The sequence below is a fragment of the Rhodococcus sp. WS1 genome (genome assembly GCF_003797745.1).
Lineage (GTDB): Bacteria > Actinomycetota > Actinomycetes > Mycobacteriales > Mycobacteriaceae > Rhodococcus_F > Rhodococcus_F erythropolis.
On record NZ_RKLZ01000001.1, the window covers coordinates 1,271,445 to 1,288,956 of the forward strand.

Here is a 17,512-nt window from a genome sequence, read left to right on the forward strand (position 1 = left end):
CCTCGACGACACGCCCCTTTTCGGTTCGCGGTGAACTATCCGGCAGCAGGCTCCGCCGGAACAGCCGTAGCCGTCTTGCCGCCGGTGATCTTCACGATCGGCAGAACCAGCGCTGCCGGAGCCGACGCCGGCACCACGGGCGACTTGGGTGCAATCGGAGCCAAACGCTCGTAGCCGCTGCCCTGGGCGGGACGCAGGTCCGTCTCCCCCTTGTTCGGCCACAGCGAGGCCGAGCGCTCGGCCTGAGCGGCGATGGTCAGCGACGGATTCACGCCGAGATTGGCCGAGACCGCTGCACCGTCGACGACGCTGAGCGTCGGGTAGCCGTACACGCGGTGGTACGGATCGATGACGCCGTGATCGGAATCCGACGCGATAGCGCAACCGCCCAGGAAGTGCGCGGTCAAAGGAACGTTGAAGATCTCGCCCCACGTGCCGCCTGCGACGCCGTCGATCTTCGCGGCAACTCGACGCGTCGCCTCGTTGCCCTCGGGAATCCACGTCGGATTCGGCTGACCGTGGCCCTGCTTGCTGGTGACCTTGCGTCGACCGAACAGGCCCTTCTTCGTGTACGTGGTGATCGAGTTGTCGAGGTTCTGCATGACCAACGCGATGATCGTGCGCTCGCTCCAGTCCTTGACAGTCAGCATGCGCAGCATCTGGTACGGGTTCTTCGCGACCACACCGAGGAACTTGATCCACCGCGGTGTCGAGCCACCGCCATCCGTCATCAAGGTCTGCAGCAGTCCCATCGCGTTGGAACCCTTGCCGTAGCGGACCGGCTCGATGTGGGTGTCGCTGCTCGGGTGGAACGACGACGTGATCGCCACTCCGCGGGTCAGGTCGAGTGCGGGATCGACCTTGTACTTGCCTGCGCCGACGATGGATTCGGAGTTTGTTCGAGTCAGCTCGCCGAGCTTGTCGGAGAGCTTGGGCAGCGCTCCGGTGTCCTTCATGTCGAAGAGCAGATGCTGAGTGCCCCACGTTCCGGCCGCGAGAATCACGTTCGCAGCCGTGTAGGTGCGGCGGTTCTTGCGTCCGAATGCACCGGTTCGCTCGGTGAACACGTCCCACGAACCGTCGCGAGCCTCACGAAGTCCGGACACGGTGGTCATCGGAATGATCTCGGCGCCGGCTGTCTCGGCAAGGCCCAGGTAGTTCTTGAGGAGAGTGTTCTTCGCGCCGTGACGGCAGCCCGTCATGCACTCGCCGCACTCGATGCAACCGGTGCGCTCGGGTCCGACGCCGCCGAAGTACGGGTCCTTCGCCTTCTTGCCCGGCTCACCGAAGTAGACGCCGACGGGCGTCTGGATGAACGTGTCGCCGACGCCCATGTCGTCGGCGACCGACTTCATGATCTCGTCAGCGGGCGTCATGTGCGGATTCTGCACGACGCCGAGCATCTTCTGAGCCTGCTCGTAGTACGGGGTGAGCTCACTTCGCCAGTCGGTGATGTGCGCCCACTGCTTGTCCTGGAAGAACGGCTCCGGTGGCTGGTACAGCGTGTTGGCGTAGTTCAACGACCCGCCGCCGACGCCTGCGCCCGCGAGGATGAGGCAGTCGCGCAGCAGATGCACGCGCTGAATGCCGAAGCAACCCAGCTTCGGAGCCCAGAGGAACTTCTTGAGATCCCAGCTGGTCTTCGCGAAATCTTCGTCGGCATACCGTCGGCCGGCTTCGATGACGCCGACCTTGTAGCCCTTCTCCACGAGACGAAGCGCGCTCACGCTTCCGCCGAACCCGGATCCGACGATCAGTACGTCGTAGTCCGTTGCCCGTTGCTTGCCCATCAGGACACCTCCACCGTGAACCGTAGTTACCCGCCAGTATGCACCTATCCCTTGTGACTACCACCACAAGGGGCCCCATAAGCGTAACCGCAAGTATCAGGAACGGAAGAAAGTCCTGCACAACGAACTGTGGCCCCGGTTCACGAAGAACCGGGGCCACAGAAAGGTACAAACTACGCGCGGACCGTCAGTCCGACCTTCTGGAACTCCTTGAGGTCGGAGTACCCGGCCTTGGCCATCGACCGACGAAGACCGCCGACGAAGTTCAGAGAACCGTACGGATCGTCCGAAGGACCGCTCAGGACCTGATCCAGGCTCGGACGCTCGCCGTAGGAAACCGGAAGAAGCGCTCCACGCGGAACCGAAGGATGAGCCGCAGCGGACGGCCAGTACCAGCCGCCACCCGGCGCCTCGGCGGACACGGCCAGCGGCGTGCCCAGAACGGCAGCGTCGGCACCGCAGGCGATGGCCTTCGCCAGATCACCCGAAGTTGCGATGTCACCGTCGGCGATGACGTGGACGTAGCGTCCACCCGTCTCGTCGAGGTAGTCGCGCCTGGCTGCTGCAGCGTCGGCAATGGCCGTGGCCATCGGAACGCCGATACCCAGGACCTCACCGGTGGTGGTTGCACCCTCGGTGGAGCCGTACCCGACGATGACACCGGCAGCGCCGGTACGCATCAGGTGCAGCGCGGTGCGGTGGTCACTGACCCCACCCGCGACAACCGGAACGTCGAGTTCCGAGATGAACGTCTTGAGGTTGAGCGGTTCCTGCTCGGTGTGCACGACGTGCTCCGCCGAGATGATGGTGCCGTGGACGACCAGCAGGTCGATTCCGGCCTTGATCAGCTCGGGCGTCAGTGCGCGCGCATTCTGCGGACTGACCCGAACGGCAGTGGTGACCCCCGAATCACGGACCTGCGCCACCGCAGCAGCCAGAAGACCCGCCTGCAGCGGTGCCGCGTGCAGCTCCTGCAAGTAGCGGATGGCCGCGTCGACGCCACCGTCCTTCTCGGCGATCTCGACGAGACGCCGGAGCTTCTCCTCGACATCGGGGTGACGGCCCCACAGGCCTTCACCGTTGATGACACCGAGGCCGCCGCGCTTACCCAGCTCGATCGCGAAGGTCGGCGAGACCAACGCGTCGGTGGGATGTGCGAGGACTGGGATGTCGAACCTGTAAGCGTCGAGCTGCCAAGCAGTCGACACCTCCTTCGACGAACGGGTTCGCCGGGAGGGAACGATGTTCACATCGTCCAACTCGTAGGTACGTCGGGCCGTTCGACCCATGCCGATCTCAACGAGGTCGCGCACGCGCGCCCCTTTCTCGTGTACTGGTTGCTAACGAGCGGTGTAGTTGGGTGCTTCGACAGTCATCGTGATGTCGTGCGGATGGCTTTCCTTCAAACCGGCCGCCGTGATCTGGACGAACTGAGCGTTCTGCAGGTGCTCGATCGTCGCCGACCCCGTGTAACCCATGGCAGCGCGCAGACCACCGGTGAGCTGGTGCGTCACCTGGGAAAGCGGGCCACGGAACGGAACACGTCCTTCGATGCCTTCCGGAACCAACTTGTCCTCGGAAAGTACGTCGTCCTGGAAGTACCGGTCCTTGGAGTACGACTTGGCCTCGCCACGCGATTGCATCGCGCCGAGCGAACCCATTCCGCGGTAGCTCTTGAACTGCTTGCCGCCGACCAGGATCAGTTCTCCGGGCGATTCAGCGGTACCGGCCAGGAGCGAACCCAGCATGGCCGTCGACGCACCCGCGGCAAGAGCCTTCGCGATGTCACCGGAGAACTGGAGTCCACCGTCAGCGATGACGGGCACACCCAGAGGCTTGCACGCGGCAACCGCTTCCAGGATGGCCGTGACCTGAGGGGCACCGACACCGGCGATGACGCGGGTGGTGCAGATGGAACCAGGGCCGACTCCGACCTTGACGGCATCGACGCCGGCTTCGACCAGTGCCAGAGCACCCGCGCGCGTAGCGACGTTGCCACCGATGATCTGAACCCGCTCACCCAGTTCACGCTTGAGCTTGGCGATCATGTCGAGAACGTTGGACGAATGACCGTGCGCACTGTCCACCACGAGTACGTCCACACCGGCATCGGTGAGCGCCATCGCACGCTGGAAGGCGTCGTCGCCTGCACCGACTGCAGCGCCGACGAGCAGTCGACCGTCACGGTCCTTGGTAGCGTCCGGATGCTGCTCGGTCTTGACGAAGTCCTTGACCGTGATCAGACCGGTGAGCTTGCCGTTGCCGTCGACGATCGGCAGCTTCTCGATCTTGTGCCGACGAAGAAGGCCCAGTGCCACGTCTGCGGTGACGCCTTCCTGAGCGGTGATCAGCGGCATCTTGGTCATGATCTCGACGACCGGACGATTCTGGTCGACCTCGAAACGCATGTCACGGTTCGTGACGATGCCGACCAGCTGGCCGGCGTCGTCGGTGACCGGCAGACCCGAGATGCGGAAGCGAGCGCACTTCGCGTCGACCTCACCCATCGTGTCGGTCGGCTTACACGTGACGGGATCGGTCACCATGCCGGCCTCGGAGCGCTTGACGGTCTCGACCTGTCCTGCCTGAACCTCGACGGACGAGTTGCGGTGCAGAACACCCATGCCGCCGGCGCGTGCCATCGCAATTGCCATGCGCGACTCGGTGACGGTGTCCATCGCAGAACTGACCAACGGAATCCGCAGACGGATGTCGCGGGTCAGTTGACTGGACGTGTCGACCTGGCTCGGGATGACGTCGGACGCAGCAGGCAACAGCAGCACGTCGTCGTAAGTCAGTCCCAGCATTGCGACCTTGTTGGGGTCGTCTCCTCCGGTGTGTACATGTCCTGCAGAACTACTCATGCGGTCAGGACCCTCCATGGACCTAGATTCGCCCAGGGCGACCGCTGTAGCAGCCGCCTCGAAACGGATTACGAAAGCTGGATATCGGATAGAAGGCGCCTGCACGGAAAGAAATTCCTGGCACCTTTTCCCGGCGTTGCACACCATGGTATCGGCTCACTCAAAGGTCCGAACCATCCCACCCACGCTGCGGGTACGCGTAACAAGTGGCGCTGACCCCCCTGACCTGCGTACCGTGGTGCTGTGCGTGATCAACTGCCCCCCGGTCTGCCGCCAGATCCCTTCGCCGGCGACCCAGCTGACCCCTCCGCGGCTCTCGATGCCATCGAGCCGGGCCAACCACTCGACCCCCACGAACGCCAAGCGGTCGAGGAGGATCTCGCTGACCTCGCCGTTTACGAGGCGCTCCTCGCTCACCGCGGCATCCGCGGTCTCGTAGTGTGCTGCGAGGACTGCCAACAAGATCACTACCACGACTGGGACATGCTGCGCGCAAACCTGCTGCAGCTCCTCGTGGACGGAACCGTCCGCCCCCACGAGCCGGCCTACGACCCGATGCCTGAGGCATATGTCACGTGGGACTACTGCCGTGGATACGCCGACGCGTCGATGAACGAGGCGATGCACGGCGACGGTTTCGACAGCTGAGCGAAACCCCACCAAGTTCATACGAAAGTGGCCGACAAGCAATTGCTTGTCGGCCACTTTCGTATGAATTCAGATCGGAACGACGCCGATCAGGGTGGGGGTGACGAGAAATCACCGGACGGCGACGAGGCAGGCGCCAGAGACGTCGTTGTTGTGGTGGTGGTCGTTGTCGTCGTGGTTGTCGTCGGCAACGAGGTCGGAGGTGTCGAGGAAGCCGACGTCGGCGGCAATTGCAGCTGTACTCCCGGATCCGGTTTGGTCGAACTCGTCGGTTCGCCAGGTCCCTGAGGATTGAGCGGTTTGACCGAGGAGCCCGGAATTGCCGTGATCGAAGTCGTCGGGCCGGCCGGCTGACCACTCGTCGGCGGCGGCGCTGCGGGTGACGTGGTCTCCTGGACCTGCGTCATCAACTTGCCCCAACGCTCGACGAGATCCGTCTTGTCCTGCGAGTCCTTGACCGCATCGGCACGGTGAGCTGCGTTGTCCAGCACCATCTTTGCCGCGGGAATGTCCCCGGCGGCCAACAGACGCTCGGCCTTTTCCAGCTCGGATGTCGTGTCGATCTTCGCGACCGTCGAGTTGGCCTCGTCGGCGAAGACGACCTGCTTGACGCCCCAGAGGGCATCGCCGGGCTGGGCGTCGTACGCCATCGCTGTGGCACCACCGAAGACCACTGCTGCAACAGCTGCTGCGGCGGCGATCGGGCGGACCACACGCAATCGGGAACGGGAACGTGAACGCTGACGATCGGAGAAGCCGGACGGCGTCGCTGTGATTGCAGCGATGACATCGTCCAACAACGGACCCTCGGGCATCGGAGTCGCAACGACATCGTCACGCCATTGCGAGAGAATCAACGCAAGTTCGTACTGTTCGGTGCTATCGGTTGCTACCGGCCCGCCACTCGAAATGGACTCGATCAGCGCATCGTCACGCCGAACCGCAGCCAAGTCCACTGGCGTACCGTCGTCGGCGAGATCACCGAGATTCGAAGCGTCACGCCCCTCGTCTCTAGCCAAAGCTCTCACCTGCTTTCGTTACTTCTTTTTTCAGTTTCGCGATCGCCCTGTGCTGAGCGACTCGTACAGCTCCGGCGGTACTACCGACGGCGACGGCCGTTTCCTCAGCCGACATCCCGACCACCAGGCGAAGTATCAAGATTTCTCGATGCTTCTCCGGAAGTGTGCCGAGAAGTTCATGCATCTGTCTGCTGGACTCCGAATCGAGTGCTCGCTGTTCGGGACCATCATCCAGTGCTATTACATCCGGTACTTCGGAAACGGGCTCCGACTTGTTACGGGCGGAACTTCTATGTGCGTCCGCAACCTTGTGCGCGGCAATTCCGTACACAAAGGCCATGAACGGGCGTCCCTGGTCCTGATAACGCGGCAGCGCGGTCATCACGGCCAGACACACTTCCTGCGCGACGTCGTCAGCGGACAGGTGTCCCCGCTCGGCCGCACCCACTCGACCGCGGCAGTAGCGCACCACCATCGGTCGGATGTTCTCCAGAACCAAAGCTAGAGCTGTACGGTCGCCCTGCGCAGCAGCGGCGACCGCGGTGTCCAACTCATCGCTCGTATTTGTCATCGTCAGCGAAAATCCTGGCGTTACAGTGGCACCTCCCGAGCGGGTGTGCTCCCGCTCTCAGCGGAACCCTCTAAGAGTAACCATCCGGACCGGCTGGTCTCCGCATGCCCGCCCAGCAGTCGCGATATCGAAACAGCCCTGTGGGAATCGTTCGCGAGAGACTTCGGGTGGATCGATTACGACAAAGGTAGGAGTGATCCACCGCGCATCGCAATCAGATCGCCGATCTCACGGGCACTCGGCGAGGTCCTCCCGCCGCTCACGCCCTCGATCAGCAGCGACGACGCCCAGGCCAGGGGCAGCAGGCCGTATTGCTGACACCGCGCCAGCACTTCCGCTGCCGACTCCACCGCCGAGCTCGGGTCTGTTCCGGTCAGCGCGGCGCTGCGCAGTAGATCCGACTTCACGCGGTGCCGGACGGACTCCGATTTCCCCGACAATTCGACGGCGCGTTCTGCGTGTCTGCGGGCGCGCGCGAAGTCACCTCCTGCCAGAGCCAGTTCCGCCGAGACCCATTCGATCCGAATTTCCTGCCGCCACAGCCCGCCCTCGCCGCCCAGACGGGTCCGACACTCCCCCAGCAGGCGCCAGCCGAGCGGGAGCCGGCCACAACCGAGGGCGTCCGCGGCCAGACCGGTCAGAGCGTCACAGGCAGCCTCTGGATCGACTGGCAGACCGCCGACAATCGCCAGTGCGCGCCCGTCCCACGTCGACGCGAGTGCATGACGTCCACTCTGGCGAAGAAACGACGCCCTCGTGCTGGCAGAGAGAGAGGCAAGAACTCGATCCGAGTGCGTCGAGGACCCCGTCGTGAGCCGATCGAGGACATCCAATGCTGCCCGCGCCCTGGCGTAGTGCCCCTGACCACCCAGTATTACTGCCGTTGTCCACCAATCCCGGGTAGAGCAAGGCGCAGGGAGACGGTCAAGGTCCGGATCCGCACCGAATGCGGCGGATTCGAGAGTCCCGGGAAGGCCAGGTGACTCAGTGAACGAAGGCGATTCAGGGGGCTCAAGTGTCGACACAGGTAGATCATCGCAGCAGCGCCAACAGACAAGCGCCTGACCGATGCCGTTTGCCGCACGGGAAGACGAAAAGGCAAGTTTGTCGGAGTTAATCAGATATTCAACTGAGATTTGCCGAATGTACTCGTAATGATATTTAACGGGCATATATCCGTGACGTTAACTGCGCATTACTTATTGGACAGATGTCCTAGTTGAAACTTGGGCACTAAGTCCCGAAATGGAGTACGACCCTGCCCGTGCAATATCGGACAAATGACGCAAACCGAGCCGAACGACTGAGTCTTTTCGCCAGGCGATCAGCACCAAACATATCCCTGATCTGTGGGTTTCGCATCTCGAGCAGCCAGGCTTGCCTGCCACCACCTCGATCGACCCGATTTCAACATCGACGCAGCGCAACGCATGAGAGACCCGAAATGTAAATATATACTTCGTTAACTCTCGCATTTCGATATATGCCGATCGCCACTGAACGAGCCTATTGACGCGATTTACTCAGCACCCTTACGGTTAGCAAGCGTGAACGATTCAGAAGGCCCGGATAACCTCCGGGCAACTTGGTCCGCTCGTTGATCAACGCGAGCTTGCAGTAAGGAGTCAACATGCCTGCACCGAATCACCTTCCAGGCCCCAACGCAGACATCTGGGACTGGCAGATGCACGGTCTGTGCCGCGGAGTCGACTCCTCCATGTTCTTCCATCCCGATGGCGAACGCGGTAGAGCACGTGCCCAGCGCGAAACCCGCGCAAAAGAGATGTGCCGTCAGTGCCCGGTACTGATGCAGTGCCGCAGCCACGCGCTGACCGTCGCCGAGCCGTACGGCATCTGGGGAGGAATGTCGGAAACCGAACGTGAACTACATGCGCGCCACCGTCGCACCACCCGCATAGCTTCCTGATACACGTAGGTCGAGTGCACAAGGCCCCCGAGAGTTTTCGGGGGCTTTTGCTTGTGTACACCAGCTCCTGAAAAGAATTTCCGACTCCGACCCATCCTGTCGACAACCGACTCCGAATGCCTTCTGACAGTGCACCTCAGCACATCCCTTCAGGAAGGCAGACCCATGAACACCTCTACTCGAGTTCTGGCAGTCACCGCAGCAGCCTCTTTCGCCGTCTTCGGCGTCGTCGGTTGCTCCTCCGACGACAACGATTCGTCGACCGACACGTCCAGCGCCGCCATGACGTCTTCTGCCATGGGATCGAGCATGTCTCCCAGCAGCGCGATGGCGGAGCCTGCTTCTGATCTGGTCGGTGCCGGTTGTGCCGACTATGCAGCCGCAGTGCCGAGCGGCGCCGGATCGGTCAGCGGAATGGCCCAGGATCCGGTTGCCACAGCGGCATCCAACAATCCTTTGCTCACCACCTTGACCGCGGCAGTCTCCGGACAGCTCAACCCGGACGTCAACCTGGTCGACACTCTCAACGGCGGCGAGTTCACCGTCTTCGCGCCGATCGACTCGGCATTCGCCAAGATCGACCCCGCGACGATCGACAGCCTCAAGACGGACAGCGCCACGCTCACCAAGATCCTCACCTACCACGTGGTTCCCGGCCAGATCGCTCCTGACGCGATCGACGGAACGCACCCCACCGCCGAGGGCGGAACGGTCACCGTCACCGGATCCGGTGACAACATCAAGGTCAACGACGCAACTGTCGTCTGCGGTGGAGTCAAGACCGCAAACGCCACCGTCTACCTCATCGATTCGGTGCTGATGCCGCAGTAGTCCCCACCTGCTGTGCGCCTTTATTAACCCCCCGCGGTTAATAAAGGCGCACAGCGGCCAACGGCGGGCCGAGAGAAAAGAACCGGACATGCACGCTACGGTTGTACGCGATGAAGCGAGACAACTCTTCGTGAGCGAGCCAGACCATGCGTCGGATGCGGCCGACGCATGCCCGACGGACAATTCTGCGGCCCGCACCGCGCGAATCGCGGAATCACGCGAGCTGGCAGTGATCCTCGCGAACGTGGCCGGTGGCGACCAGAGCGCCTTTGCCGAGTTCTACGACCGAACCAGCTCCCGCGTCTACGGCATGGTTCTCCGTGTACTCCGCGATCCAGGCTTCTCCGAGGAAGCGGTCCAAGAGGTCTACCTCCAAGCCTGGAAATCGGCCGACAGCTTCGATCCTGCCAAGGGGTCCGCACTCTCCTGGCTTCTGACGCTTGCCCACCGCCGCGCGGTGGATCGCGTGCGCTCCGAACAGTCGAGTTCGGATCGACAGGCTCTCTACGACACCACCAATGCCACTCCCGAGTTCGACGTCGTCAGCGACGAAGTGACACGAAGAGACGAGCATCGTGCTGTCACCGACTGTCTCGAAACGCTGACGGACACTCAGCGCCAATCGGTGACTCTCGCCTATTACGGCGGCCGAACGTACCGCGAGGTGGCCGAAGATCTCGGCGTGGCGATTCCCACGATCAAGTCGCGAATTCGCGACGGACTACTGCGCCTACGTGGATGTTTGGGGGTGATGTGAGATGGACGAAGAGCTGATCGACTACGCGTACGCCTACGCGATCGATGCGTTGGACCTCGACGAGCGCCGTGAGGTCGACAGACGACTTGCCGCTTCGGACTCCGCGACCCGCGCCGAATTCGACGCCCAGGTCCGACTCACCGCCGAAACCATGGCCGCGATGACCGTCGTCGACGCCGTCGAGCCCCCGCCGTCGCTGCGCAGCAGCGTCCTCGCCTCGATCGCAGAACAGACCGCGGCTCCCAACGCCCTGGTTTCGCTGGCCGAGCGTCGTAACCGTCGACGCCCGTGGACCATGGCACTTGCGGCGGCCGCCGCAGTCGCAATCCTGGTCGGCGGCATCGGAATCGGACGCACGCTGTCCGACAACACGCCGCCGCAGAACCCCGCATCCGAAATCATGGCAGCACCCGACGTTCATGCCACGACGCGTGACATTCCGGGCGGCGGTAGTGCCACGACGCTGTTCTCGCCCTCCGAAGACGCCGCAGTCCTCGTGATGAACGATGTCACTCCCCCGAGTCCGGATACCGTCTACCAGATGTGGCTGGTGCCGGGCGACACCGACGACACCACGATGATCCCGATGGGGACGATGGCTCCGAGCGACGTCAAACCCACTACCCAGGTGGTGCTCGACGGCATCGGCCCGAACACGAAGTTGGCGTTCACGGTCGAACCGCCCGGCGGATCGCAGCAGCCCACCAGCGAGCCGTTCGCAACGATCCCGCTCATCTGATCGCCAGACGAAAGAAGAGATCCCCCACCGGAATCCGGTGGGGGATCTCTTCTTTGTCGAAACTACGAGCAGCGAGCTAGTGGCTGTGACCGTGTCCGGTGTCGGCAACTGCCTCGGTCGGCTTCTCGACGACAGCGCTCTCGGTCGTGAGGATCATGCGCGCGACGGAAGCGGCGTTGACCACTGCCGAGCGAGTGACCTTGACCGGGTCGACGACGCCGTCGGCAAGCAGGTTGCCGTAGGTGAGGGTGGCAGCGTTGAAGCCTTCGCCCTTGGTCATCTCGGCGACCTTGCTGACAACGACGGATCCGTCGATGCCTGCGTTGCTGGAGATCCAGAACAACGGAGCGTTGAGGGCTTCACGGACCACGGCAACGCCGGTGGCCTCGTCACCCGACAGGCCGAGATTCCCGATCAGAGCCGTACCGGCCTGAACGAGAGCCGATCCGCCACCGGGGACGATGCCCTCGGCAACTGCTGCCTTGGCTGCGTTGACCGCATCCTCGACGCGGAACTTGCGTTCCTTCAGATCGGTTTCGGTGGCTGCGCCGACCTTGATGACGGCCACGCCGCCGGACAGCTTCGCCAGACGCTCTTCGAGCTTCTCGCGGTCCCAATCCGAATCGGTGTTCTCGATCTCGCGACGCAACTGCGCGACGCGGGTCGCGATGTCGTCAGCGGTGCCTGCACCGTCGACGATGACCGTCTCGTCCTTGGTGACGACAACGCGGCGAGCGCTGCCGAGCAGGTCGAGGCCGGCTTCCTTCAGGGAGAGGCCGACGTCGGTGTTAATGACGGTGCCTGCCGTGACGACTGCGAGGTCGTCGAGGAATGCCTTGCGACGATCACCGAAGAACGGCGCCTTGACGGCGACGGCCTTGATGGTCTTGCGGATGGAGTTGACCACCAGGGTGGAGAGAACTTCACCCTCGACGTCCTCGGCGATGATCAAGAGCGGCTTGCCGGATTCGGCAACCTTCTCGAGCAGCGGCAGGAAGTCGGGAAGTGAGCTGATCTTCTCGCGGAAGAGCAGGATCAACGCGTCTTCGTAGACGGCCTTCTGCGCATCGATGTCGGTGACGAAGTAGGGCGAGAGGTAGCCCTTGTCGAACTGAACGCCTTCGGTGACAACGAGTTCGGTTGCAACGGTGGAGGATTCCTCGACCGTCACGACGCCGTCGGTTCCGACACGGGTGAGTGCCTCGCCGACGAGCTTGCCGATCTCTTCGTCACGCGAGGAGACGGTGGCGACCTGGGCGATCGACTTCTCGCCCTCGACCGGGGTGGCCGCGGCGAGCAGTTCCTCGACGACCTTGTCGGCTGCGGCGTTGATGCCGACGCCGAGCGCCATCGGGTTCGCGCCCGCTGCGATGTTCTTGAGTCCGCCGCGGACGATGGCCTGGGCCAGAACGGTCGCGGTGGTGGTGCCGTCGCCGGCAACATCGTTGGTCTTGGTGGCGACGCTCTTGACGAGCTGTGCGCCGAGGTTCTCGAAGGGATCTTCGAGTTCGATCTCACGGGCGATGCTCACACCGTCGTTGGTAACGGTGGGGCCGCCGAATGCCTTGGCGAGCACGACGTGGCGTCCACGCGGGCCCAAGGTCACCTTGACGGCGTCGGCAAGCTTGTCGACTCCGGCTTCGAGAGCGCGGCGTGCGGTCTCGTTGAACGCAATTTGCTTGGACATCTGTTCTGTCAGCTCCTGAATCTTCGGGGCGTGAACGCATTCCGCCCCGGGATCCTGTGTGGACTCCGGGGCGGATCACGTGTGTCTTACTTGGAGACGACAGCCAGCACGTCGCGTGCCGACAGGATCAGGTATTCCTGGCCGGCGTACTTGATCTCGGTTCCGCCGTACTTGGAGTAGATGACCGTGTCACCCTCCTTGACGTCGACCGGGATGCGGTTGCCCTGCTCGTTGACGCGGCCTTCGCCGACTGCAACGACGGTGCCCTCCTGGGGCTTTTCCTTGGCTGTGTCAGGAATGACCAGGCCGGAAGCCGTCGTCGTTTCAGCCTCGTTGGCCTGGACGAGGATCTTGTCCTCGAGCGGCTTGATGTTGACGCTCGCCACGATGAGCCCTCCACTTTGGGGTATGTGCGTCCGAGGCGATCCTCGGACAGCTGTTTGGGTATGCCGTTTACGGCGCGTCACTGCAGTCCCGTCGTCGCGGGTGCCGGAACTCGATCAGCGCCAATTGGCACTCTATACGTGAGAGTGCCAACCCTCAAGGACTGGGCGCATTTTTCTCTTCGTCCAGAGCGAAACAGGACAGCCGTCCACCACGTTCACCTATTGTTCACTTCGTGACGAACATCAATCGCCGTAGTTTTCTGACCTTCGCCGGACTCGGCGCCGTCGGCGCGGTCAGCCTTGGCAAGCCGTGGGGCCTGCAATACGCAGGCGCGTCGACCATTCCGACGTCAGGTCCCGGCACCACTCTCGAGTCCGTGTCCACGCCCGTCAGCAGCAGCGGCTACACCAGGCTCACCGCCGGTCCCGGTTGGGCGAACATCGTGCGCAGCGAGTTGGCCGAGCCGAAGTCAGGACGCGAGGACCGACGCACCGCGCTCGCCTCACTCGTGCAGTTGACCGACGTCCACATCGTCGACGCCCAGTCCCCCATGCGCTTCGAATACGTCCATCAGATCACCGGCTCGGCGTTCCGCCCCCAGGAGACCTTGACGGCGCACGGGTTGATTTCGCTTGTCCGACGCGTCAATTCGATCGGGAGCGGCCCGCACACCTCGCGCCCCTTCGATGCCGTGGTCACCACCGGCGACAACACGGACAACAAGGAATTCGCCGAACTCGACTGGTTCCTCACCTCACTCAACGGCGGAACCGTCGTCGCCAACACCGGCGCCAAGGACCGCTACGAGGGTGTGCAGAACTCGGGTGCCGATCTGTACTGGAACCCTGAATCGCCGATGCTCGACATGTACAAGAAGGCCGGCTTCCCGGAGATTCCGGACTTCTTCGGGGCCGCGTTCACTCCCGTGTCGAGCCCCGGCCTGAACACCCCGTGGTACTGCGTGTTCGGCAACCACGACGATTCGGTGTCGGGCACGGTGCCCAGCGGCATCCCACCGCTCGAAGCGATGTACACGGGATCTCTCAAATTCGAGGTGCCCGGTTCACCGGAGCAGGCCAAGCAGATCGACATCGCCACCAAGTTCGATCCCAGCGCGATTCCCGGAATCCTGTCCGCCTTCACGACGCCGCCGCGCCAGGTCACCCCCGACCCGTCGCGCGCACCGTTCACACCCCGGCAGTTCATCGCCGCACACCTTGATCCCGCGCACACCGGCCCCGGCCCTGTCGGGCACGGTTTCGCCCCCGACGCCGGCGAAACCGGTATCGGCTACTACTCGTTCCAGATCGCACCGGGCGTCGTCGGCATCAGCATGGACTCCACCAACCGCGCAGGCCTTGTCGACGGTTCGCTGGGCGCCGCTCAGTTCCAGTGGATCGAGAACACCCTGCGCGCCGGCAGCAGCACCTACTACGACGCCGCGGGCTCTCGCGTCACCGAGTCGCGCAGTGACACCTATTTCGTGCTGTTCAGTCACCACACGAGCGACACGATGGACAATCTCATTCCCGACCCCGAGAACGTCCTCGAGCCGCGCCTGCGCGGTTCACAGCTTCTGGACTTGCTGCATCGTTTCCCGAACGTACTTGCCTGGGTGAACGGACACACCCACGAGAACAAGATCACCCCGTGGCCCGGCGCGACCCCCGAGCAGGGCTTCTGGGAGATCAACACCGCCTCTCACATCGACTACCCACAGCTCGGGCGCATCATCGAGATCGCGGACAATCACGACGGAACGGTGTCGTTGCTTGCGACGCTCTTCGAAGCGGAAAGTCCCAATTCAGTCGAGTACAGCGACAAGTCGGCGGCCGGGCTCGCCTCGCTGTACCGCGAACTGTCGTTCAACGACATCCACCGCGACCCGAAGTTGACGGGTACCGGCGTCGACCAGAACGTCGAATTGTTGGTCCACACCGGACGATGACTCCGATTGCCGCAGTGTCCTAGGTGATTTCAGGTCCGCTCGAAGGCGAGCGGTGCGCTTTCGCCCACGACACTGCGGCAACCACAAATCGAACGCCGAATCCGATCAACACCAGATTGCAGACGATCTGAAGGCTCACGAGTCCCCTGGCAAGGTCCGTCTGTGCAGCGATGTCGCCGAAGCCGACGGTCGAGAACACCGACAGCGAAAAGTACAGGGCCGCCATACGCGACAGCGGTTCGGTGAAACTGCCGGCACTCGCATGCTCGACCGAAAAATAAGTGATGGACACCAACAGCAAGTAGGTCGGCATCACGACCGCCACTGCTTCGACCGCCTGCAGAGAAGGCACATCGGAACGCAGAATTCGACGCACCTGCCAGGTCGTCACGGCAAGCACCGCTGCCCCTCCACCGATCAAGAGGAAAATCGCACCCACTGTGTGGACATCGACCCACGGCAGGAAGAAGTACGCGCATCCGAAGGCGATCATCGTCAGCGTGGGTCGAAGCACCGCACCCCGGATCAGCGCGCGTCGTCGATCCCGGTCGATGTGGGGAGAATCGCCTTTTTTCCGCATGAATCAATGATCGACAATTTCGCAGGTAAAACCACCCTTTCGGTCCGAAAAGGGTGTCATGGAGACAAAAAGCACTGAGCAATCCTCACGAACCTTCTGTAACGTTCATATAACGGCGGTCGATTGAACATTGACCGGTATTGACTGTGAGGAGGTGCGCGATGAGTTGTTCACTGGGAATTTCCACTGGATCTTCCGGTGTCTATTCAGCACTCGTCGACACCGATACCAGCACAAACGCGCCAGGAGCGGTACCTGCCGAGACTCGCTTCGTCTCGGCGGATCAGGCCAATTCCAACGTCGGTGACCTCGTCCGGGCGTCCATCAAGCTGATGACGACGCAGGTAACGGACGGATCTGAAGCGCCGCGCTCGATCGGTGTCAGCTATCGCACGGACGACCAGCTCGCGAGCATCAGGTCATCTCTCTCGCGCTCGCCGAAGCAGGTCCGTGCCATCCCCGAACCTGCCGCAGTACACGCGTATCTCGCCGAGACCGGGAAAACCGAGCGGTACGACACGACAGCTCAGGTGGACGTCGGCGATCAGGGTCTGACGGTGTCCGTCGTCGACCACACCGGTGAGGTTCTGCATTCCGACCGTATCGACGCCCTCGCAGGGGCCGGAATCGACCGGGCATTGGTCGACTTCGTGACGGAGAAGGCGCCAGGGCACCTGCGCCGGTACACCGACGCGGAGCTTCTTGCTGCCCGGTGCCACGTCGCGAAAGAGCAACTGTCCACCGCCGCCAAGGTGACCATCGACCTTCCCGTCGACGCAATGGCGATCACGCGCGACGAGTTCGAAGCCATCATCGCCCCGGATATCGAGCGCGCCGTCACCTTCATCCGTGAAGTCGTGAACGGCTCACCGCGGCCGGTCGGTGCCGTTGTGCTCATCGGCGGTGGCGCACACATTCCGGCCGTGCGGTCCGCCGTCGCCGCTGCCGTCGACCTCCCCTTGGTCGAGATCGTCGAGCCCGAGACTGCGGCAACCAAAGGTGCTGCACTCCTGGCAGATTCGATCACCGCAATTCGTTTCCCCTCGCTGGGCTCCGGAAGTGACCAGCGCTCGGGATCCACCGCCAAGGTCTCGGGAGCTTTGATCGGTGCGCTCGTGGTCGGCGGACTGGTACTCGGCTACGGCGCAAAGGAATTGGTGCCGACCGACGACACCGCGGTCTCTCCTGTCGGAACCGGTTCGACCACGACGACGGTGAGCCCCGAAGCGACGCCGAGCACCGGATCGACGATCATCCCCTCGCATGATCCTCTGCCTTCGGTAGTGGGCAGCACGTTCCCGCAGTACGGCTATCCCACAACGCCGTTCGACTCACAGCCGTTCGACACTCACTCGTACACAACGCATCAGTACACGCTTCCGCCGGCGCCGATACCGGACACGTCGACGACAACCACACCGCCGACGACGACAACGACCACCCCGAATTGGCCGACCATCCCCGGAATCACGCTGCCCGATCCACCGGCGTGGTGGCCGACGCTTCCGGACACCGAGGCGACTCCCCCTGTCGATCCGACCGAGGCAAACCCCGGCGGCGGTCTCGGCCCGGGTGAGAGCGGCGGCGAAAACCCGACGACGCCGGAAAATCCTGGATCCGGTTCCACCGAAACCGAACTCACCACGCCCGGTGGTGATCCGACGACAAAACCCGGTGAACCGAATACCTCGACGCCCGAAACCGGCCCCGCGACCACACCGGATCGGGAACCGGTCCCAGTCGGTTGATTCTCAGTCGGTTGAT

At 63.1% G+C, this 17,512-nt stretch carries 16 protein-coding genes; 7 read left to right on the top strand and 9 right to left on the bottom strand.

Annotation, left to right across the window (positions count from 1 at the left end; genetic code table 11):
- Positions 1 to 35: 35 nt before the first annotated feature.
- The 3 genes from EEB12_RS05875 to guaB all read right to left on the bottom strand — a co-directional run bounded on the left by EEB12_RS05875 (position 36) and on the right by guaB (position 4,654).
- The gene (locus tag EEB12_RS05875) at positions 36 to 1,790 is read right to left on the bottom strand and encodes a GMC oxidoreductase (protein WP_020906934.1); all 1,755 of its coding nucleotides are present in this window, start codon (positions 1,788 to 1,790) and stop codon (positions 36 to 38) included.
- Between the two features lie 173 nt (positions 1,791 to 1,963).
- A complete protein-coding gene (locus EEB12_RS05880) occupies positions 1,964 to 3,103 on the bottom strand; it encodes a GuaB3 family IMP dehydrogenase-related protein (protein WP_003940976.1) in 1,140 nt (379 codons plus the stop codon).
- A 27-nt stretch (positions 3,104 to 3,130) separates the two neighbouring features.
- Entirely contained in the window at positions 3,131 to 4,654 is a 1,524-nt protein-coding gene (gene guaB / locus EEB12_RS05885) for an IMP dehydrogenase (RefSeq protein ID WP_020723641.1), read from the bottom strand.
- Between the two features lie 243 nt (positions 4,655 to 4,897).
- On the opposite strand from guaB, the gene EEB12_RS05890 reads away from it, so the two are divergent.
- Positions 4,898 to 5,302, top strand: a complete 405-nt coding sequence (locus EEB12_RS05890) for a DUF5319 domain-containing protein (RefSeq protein WP_003940777.1) — start codon at positions 4,898 to 4,900, stop codon at positions 5,300 to 5,302.
- A gap of 89 nt (positions 5,303 to 5,391) precedes the next feature.
- Here EEB12_RS05890 and EEB12_RS05895 read toward each other — a convergent pair whose 3' ends face one another.
- From EEB12_RS05895 to EEB12_RS05905, 3 genes are all read right to left on the bottom strand, one after another.
- Positions 5,392 to 6,330 carry an anti-sigma-D factor RsdA gene (locus EEB12_RS05895; protein WP_306461784.1) on the bottom strand — a complete coding sequence of 313 codons (939 nt, stop codon included), beginning with the start codon at positions 6,328 to 6,330 and terminating at the stop codon, positions 5,392 to 5,394.
- The gene (locus EEB12_RS05900; RefSeq protein ID WP_003940953.1) at positions 6,314 to 6,892 is read right to left on the bottom strand and encodes a sigma-70 family RNA polymerase sigma factor; all 579 of its coding nucleotides are present in this window, start codon (positions 6,890 to 6,892) and stop codon (positions 6,314 to 6,316) included. Before EEB12_RS05900 ends, EEB12_RS05895 begins: the two co-directional genes overlap by 17 nt.
- A 176-nt stretch (positions 6,893 to 7,068) precedes the next feature.
- Positions 7,069 to 7,767 (bottom strand): hypothetical protein, encoded by a 699-nt coding sequence (locus tag EEB12_RS05905; protein WP_029537856.1) that lies wholly within the window; start codon positions 7,765 to 7,767, stop codon positions 7,069 to 7,071.
- A gap of 755 nt (positions 7,768 to 8,522) precedes the next feature.
- On the opposite strand from EEB12_RS05905, the gene EEB12_RS05910 reads away from it, so the two are divergent.
- The 4 genes from EEB12_RS05910 (at position 8,523) to EEB12_RS05925 (ending at position 11,146) form a co-directional block, all read left to right on the top strand.
- Positions 8,523 to 8,819, top strand: a complete 297-nt coding sequence (locus EEB12_RS05910; RefSeq protein ID WP_003940939.1) for a WhiB family transcriptional regulator — start codon at positions 8,523 to 8,525, stop codon at positions 8,817 to 8,819.
- A gap of 165 nt (positions 8,820 to 8,984) precedes the next feature.
- Positions 8,985 to 9,650, top strand: a complete 666-nt coding sequence (locus tag EEB12_RS05915) for a fasciclin domain-containing protein (RefSeq protein WP_007728616.1) — start codon at positions 8,985 to 8,987, stop codon at positions 9,648 to 9,650.
- Positions 9,651 to 9,738: 88 nt separating this feature from the next.
- Complete coding sequence (locus EEB12_RS05920; protein WP_007728615.1) at positions 9,739 to 10,407, top strand: sigma-70 family RNA polymerase sigma factor; 669 nt, start codon at positions 9,739 to 9,741, stop codon at positions 10,405 to 10,407.
- A 1-nt stretch (position 10,408) separates the two neighbouring features.
- On the top strand, positions 10,409 to 11,146 hold the full coding sequence (locus tag EEB12_RS05925; protein ID WP_141487513.1) for an anti-sigma factor domain-containing protein: 738 nt from the start codon (positions 10,409 to 10,411) through the stop codon (positions 11,144 to 11,146).
- A gap of 76 nt (positions 11,147 to 11,222) precedes the next feature.
- On the opposite strand, the gene groL is transcribed toward EEB12_RS05925, so the two are convergent.
- Together groL and groES are read right to left on the bottom strand one after the other, a co-directional pair.
- A complete protein-coding gene (groL, locus tag EEB12_RS05930; RefSeq protein ID WP_019747583.1) occupies positions 11,223 to 12,833 on the bottom strand; it encodes a chaperonin GroEL in 1,611 nt (536 codons plus the stop codon).
- A gap of 86 nt (positions 12,834 to 12,919) precedes the next feature.
- Positions 12,920 to 13,219: a co-chaperone GroES gene (groES, locus tag EEB12_RS05935; protein WP_003940763.1), complete on the bottom strand. Its 300-nt coding sequence runs from the start codon at positions 13,217 to 13,219 to the stop codon at positions 12,920 to 12,922.
- 233 nt (positions 13,220 to 13,452) lie between these two features.
- Here groES and EEB12_RS05940 point away from each other — a divergent pair, with 233 nt between their 5' ends.
- The gene (locus EEB12_RS05940; RefSeq protein ID WP_019747582.1) at positions 13,453 to 15,168 is read left to right on the top strand and encodes a TIGR03767 family metallophosphoesterase; all 1,716 of its coding nucleotides are present in this window, start codon (positions 13,453 to 13,455) and stop codon (positions 15,166 to 15,168) included.
- 19 nt (positions 15,169 to 15,187) lie between these two features.
- Here EEB12_RS05940 and EEB12_RS05945 read toward each other — a convergent pair whose 3' ends face one another.
- Complete coding sequence (locus EEB12_RS05945; protein WP_024487371.1) at positions 15,188 to 15,748, bottom strand: potassium channel family protein; 561 nt, start codon at positions 15,746 to 15,748, stop codon at positions 15,188 to 15,190.
- A gap of 161 nt (positions 15,749 to 15,909) precedes the next feature.
- Between EEB12_RS05945 and EEB12_RS05950 the strand changes: the two genes are divergently transcribed.
- A complete protein-coding gene (locus tag EEB12_RS05950) occupies positions 15,910 to 17,496 on the top strand; it encodes an Hsp70 family protein (RefSeq protein WP_141487514.1) in 1,587 nt (528 codons plus the stop codon).
- The last annotated feature ends 16 nt before the right edge of the window (positions 17,497 to 17,512 follow it).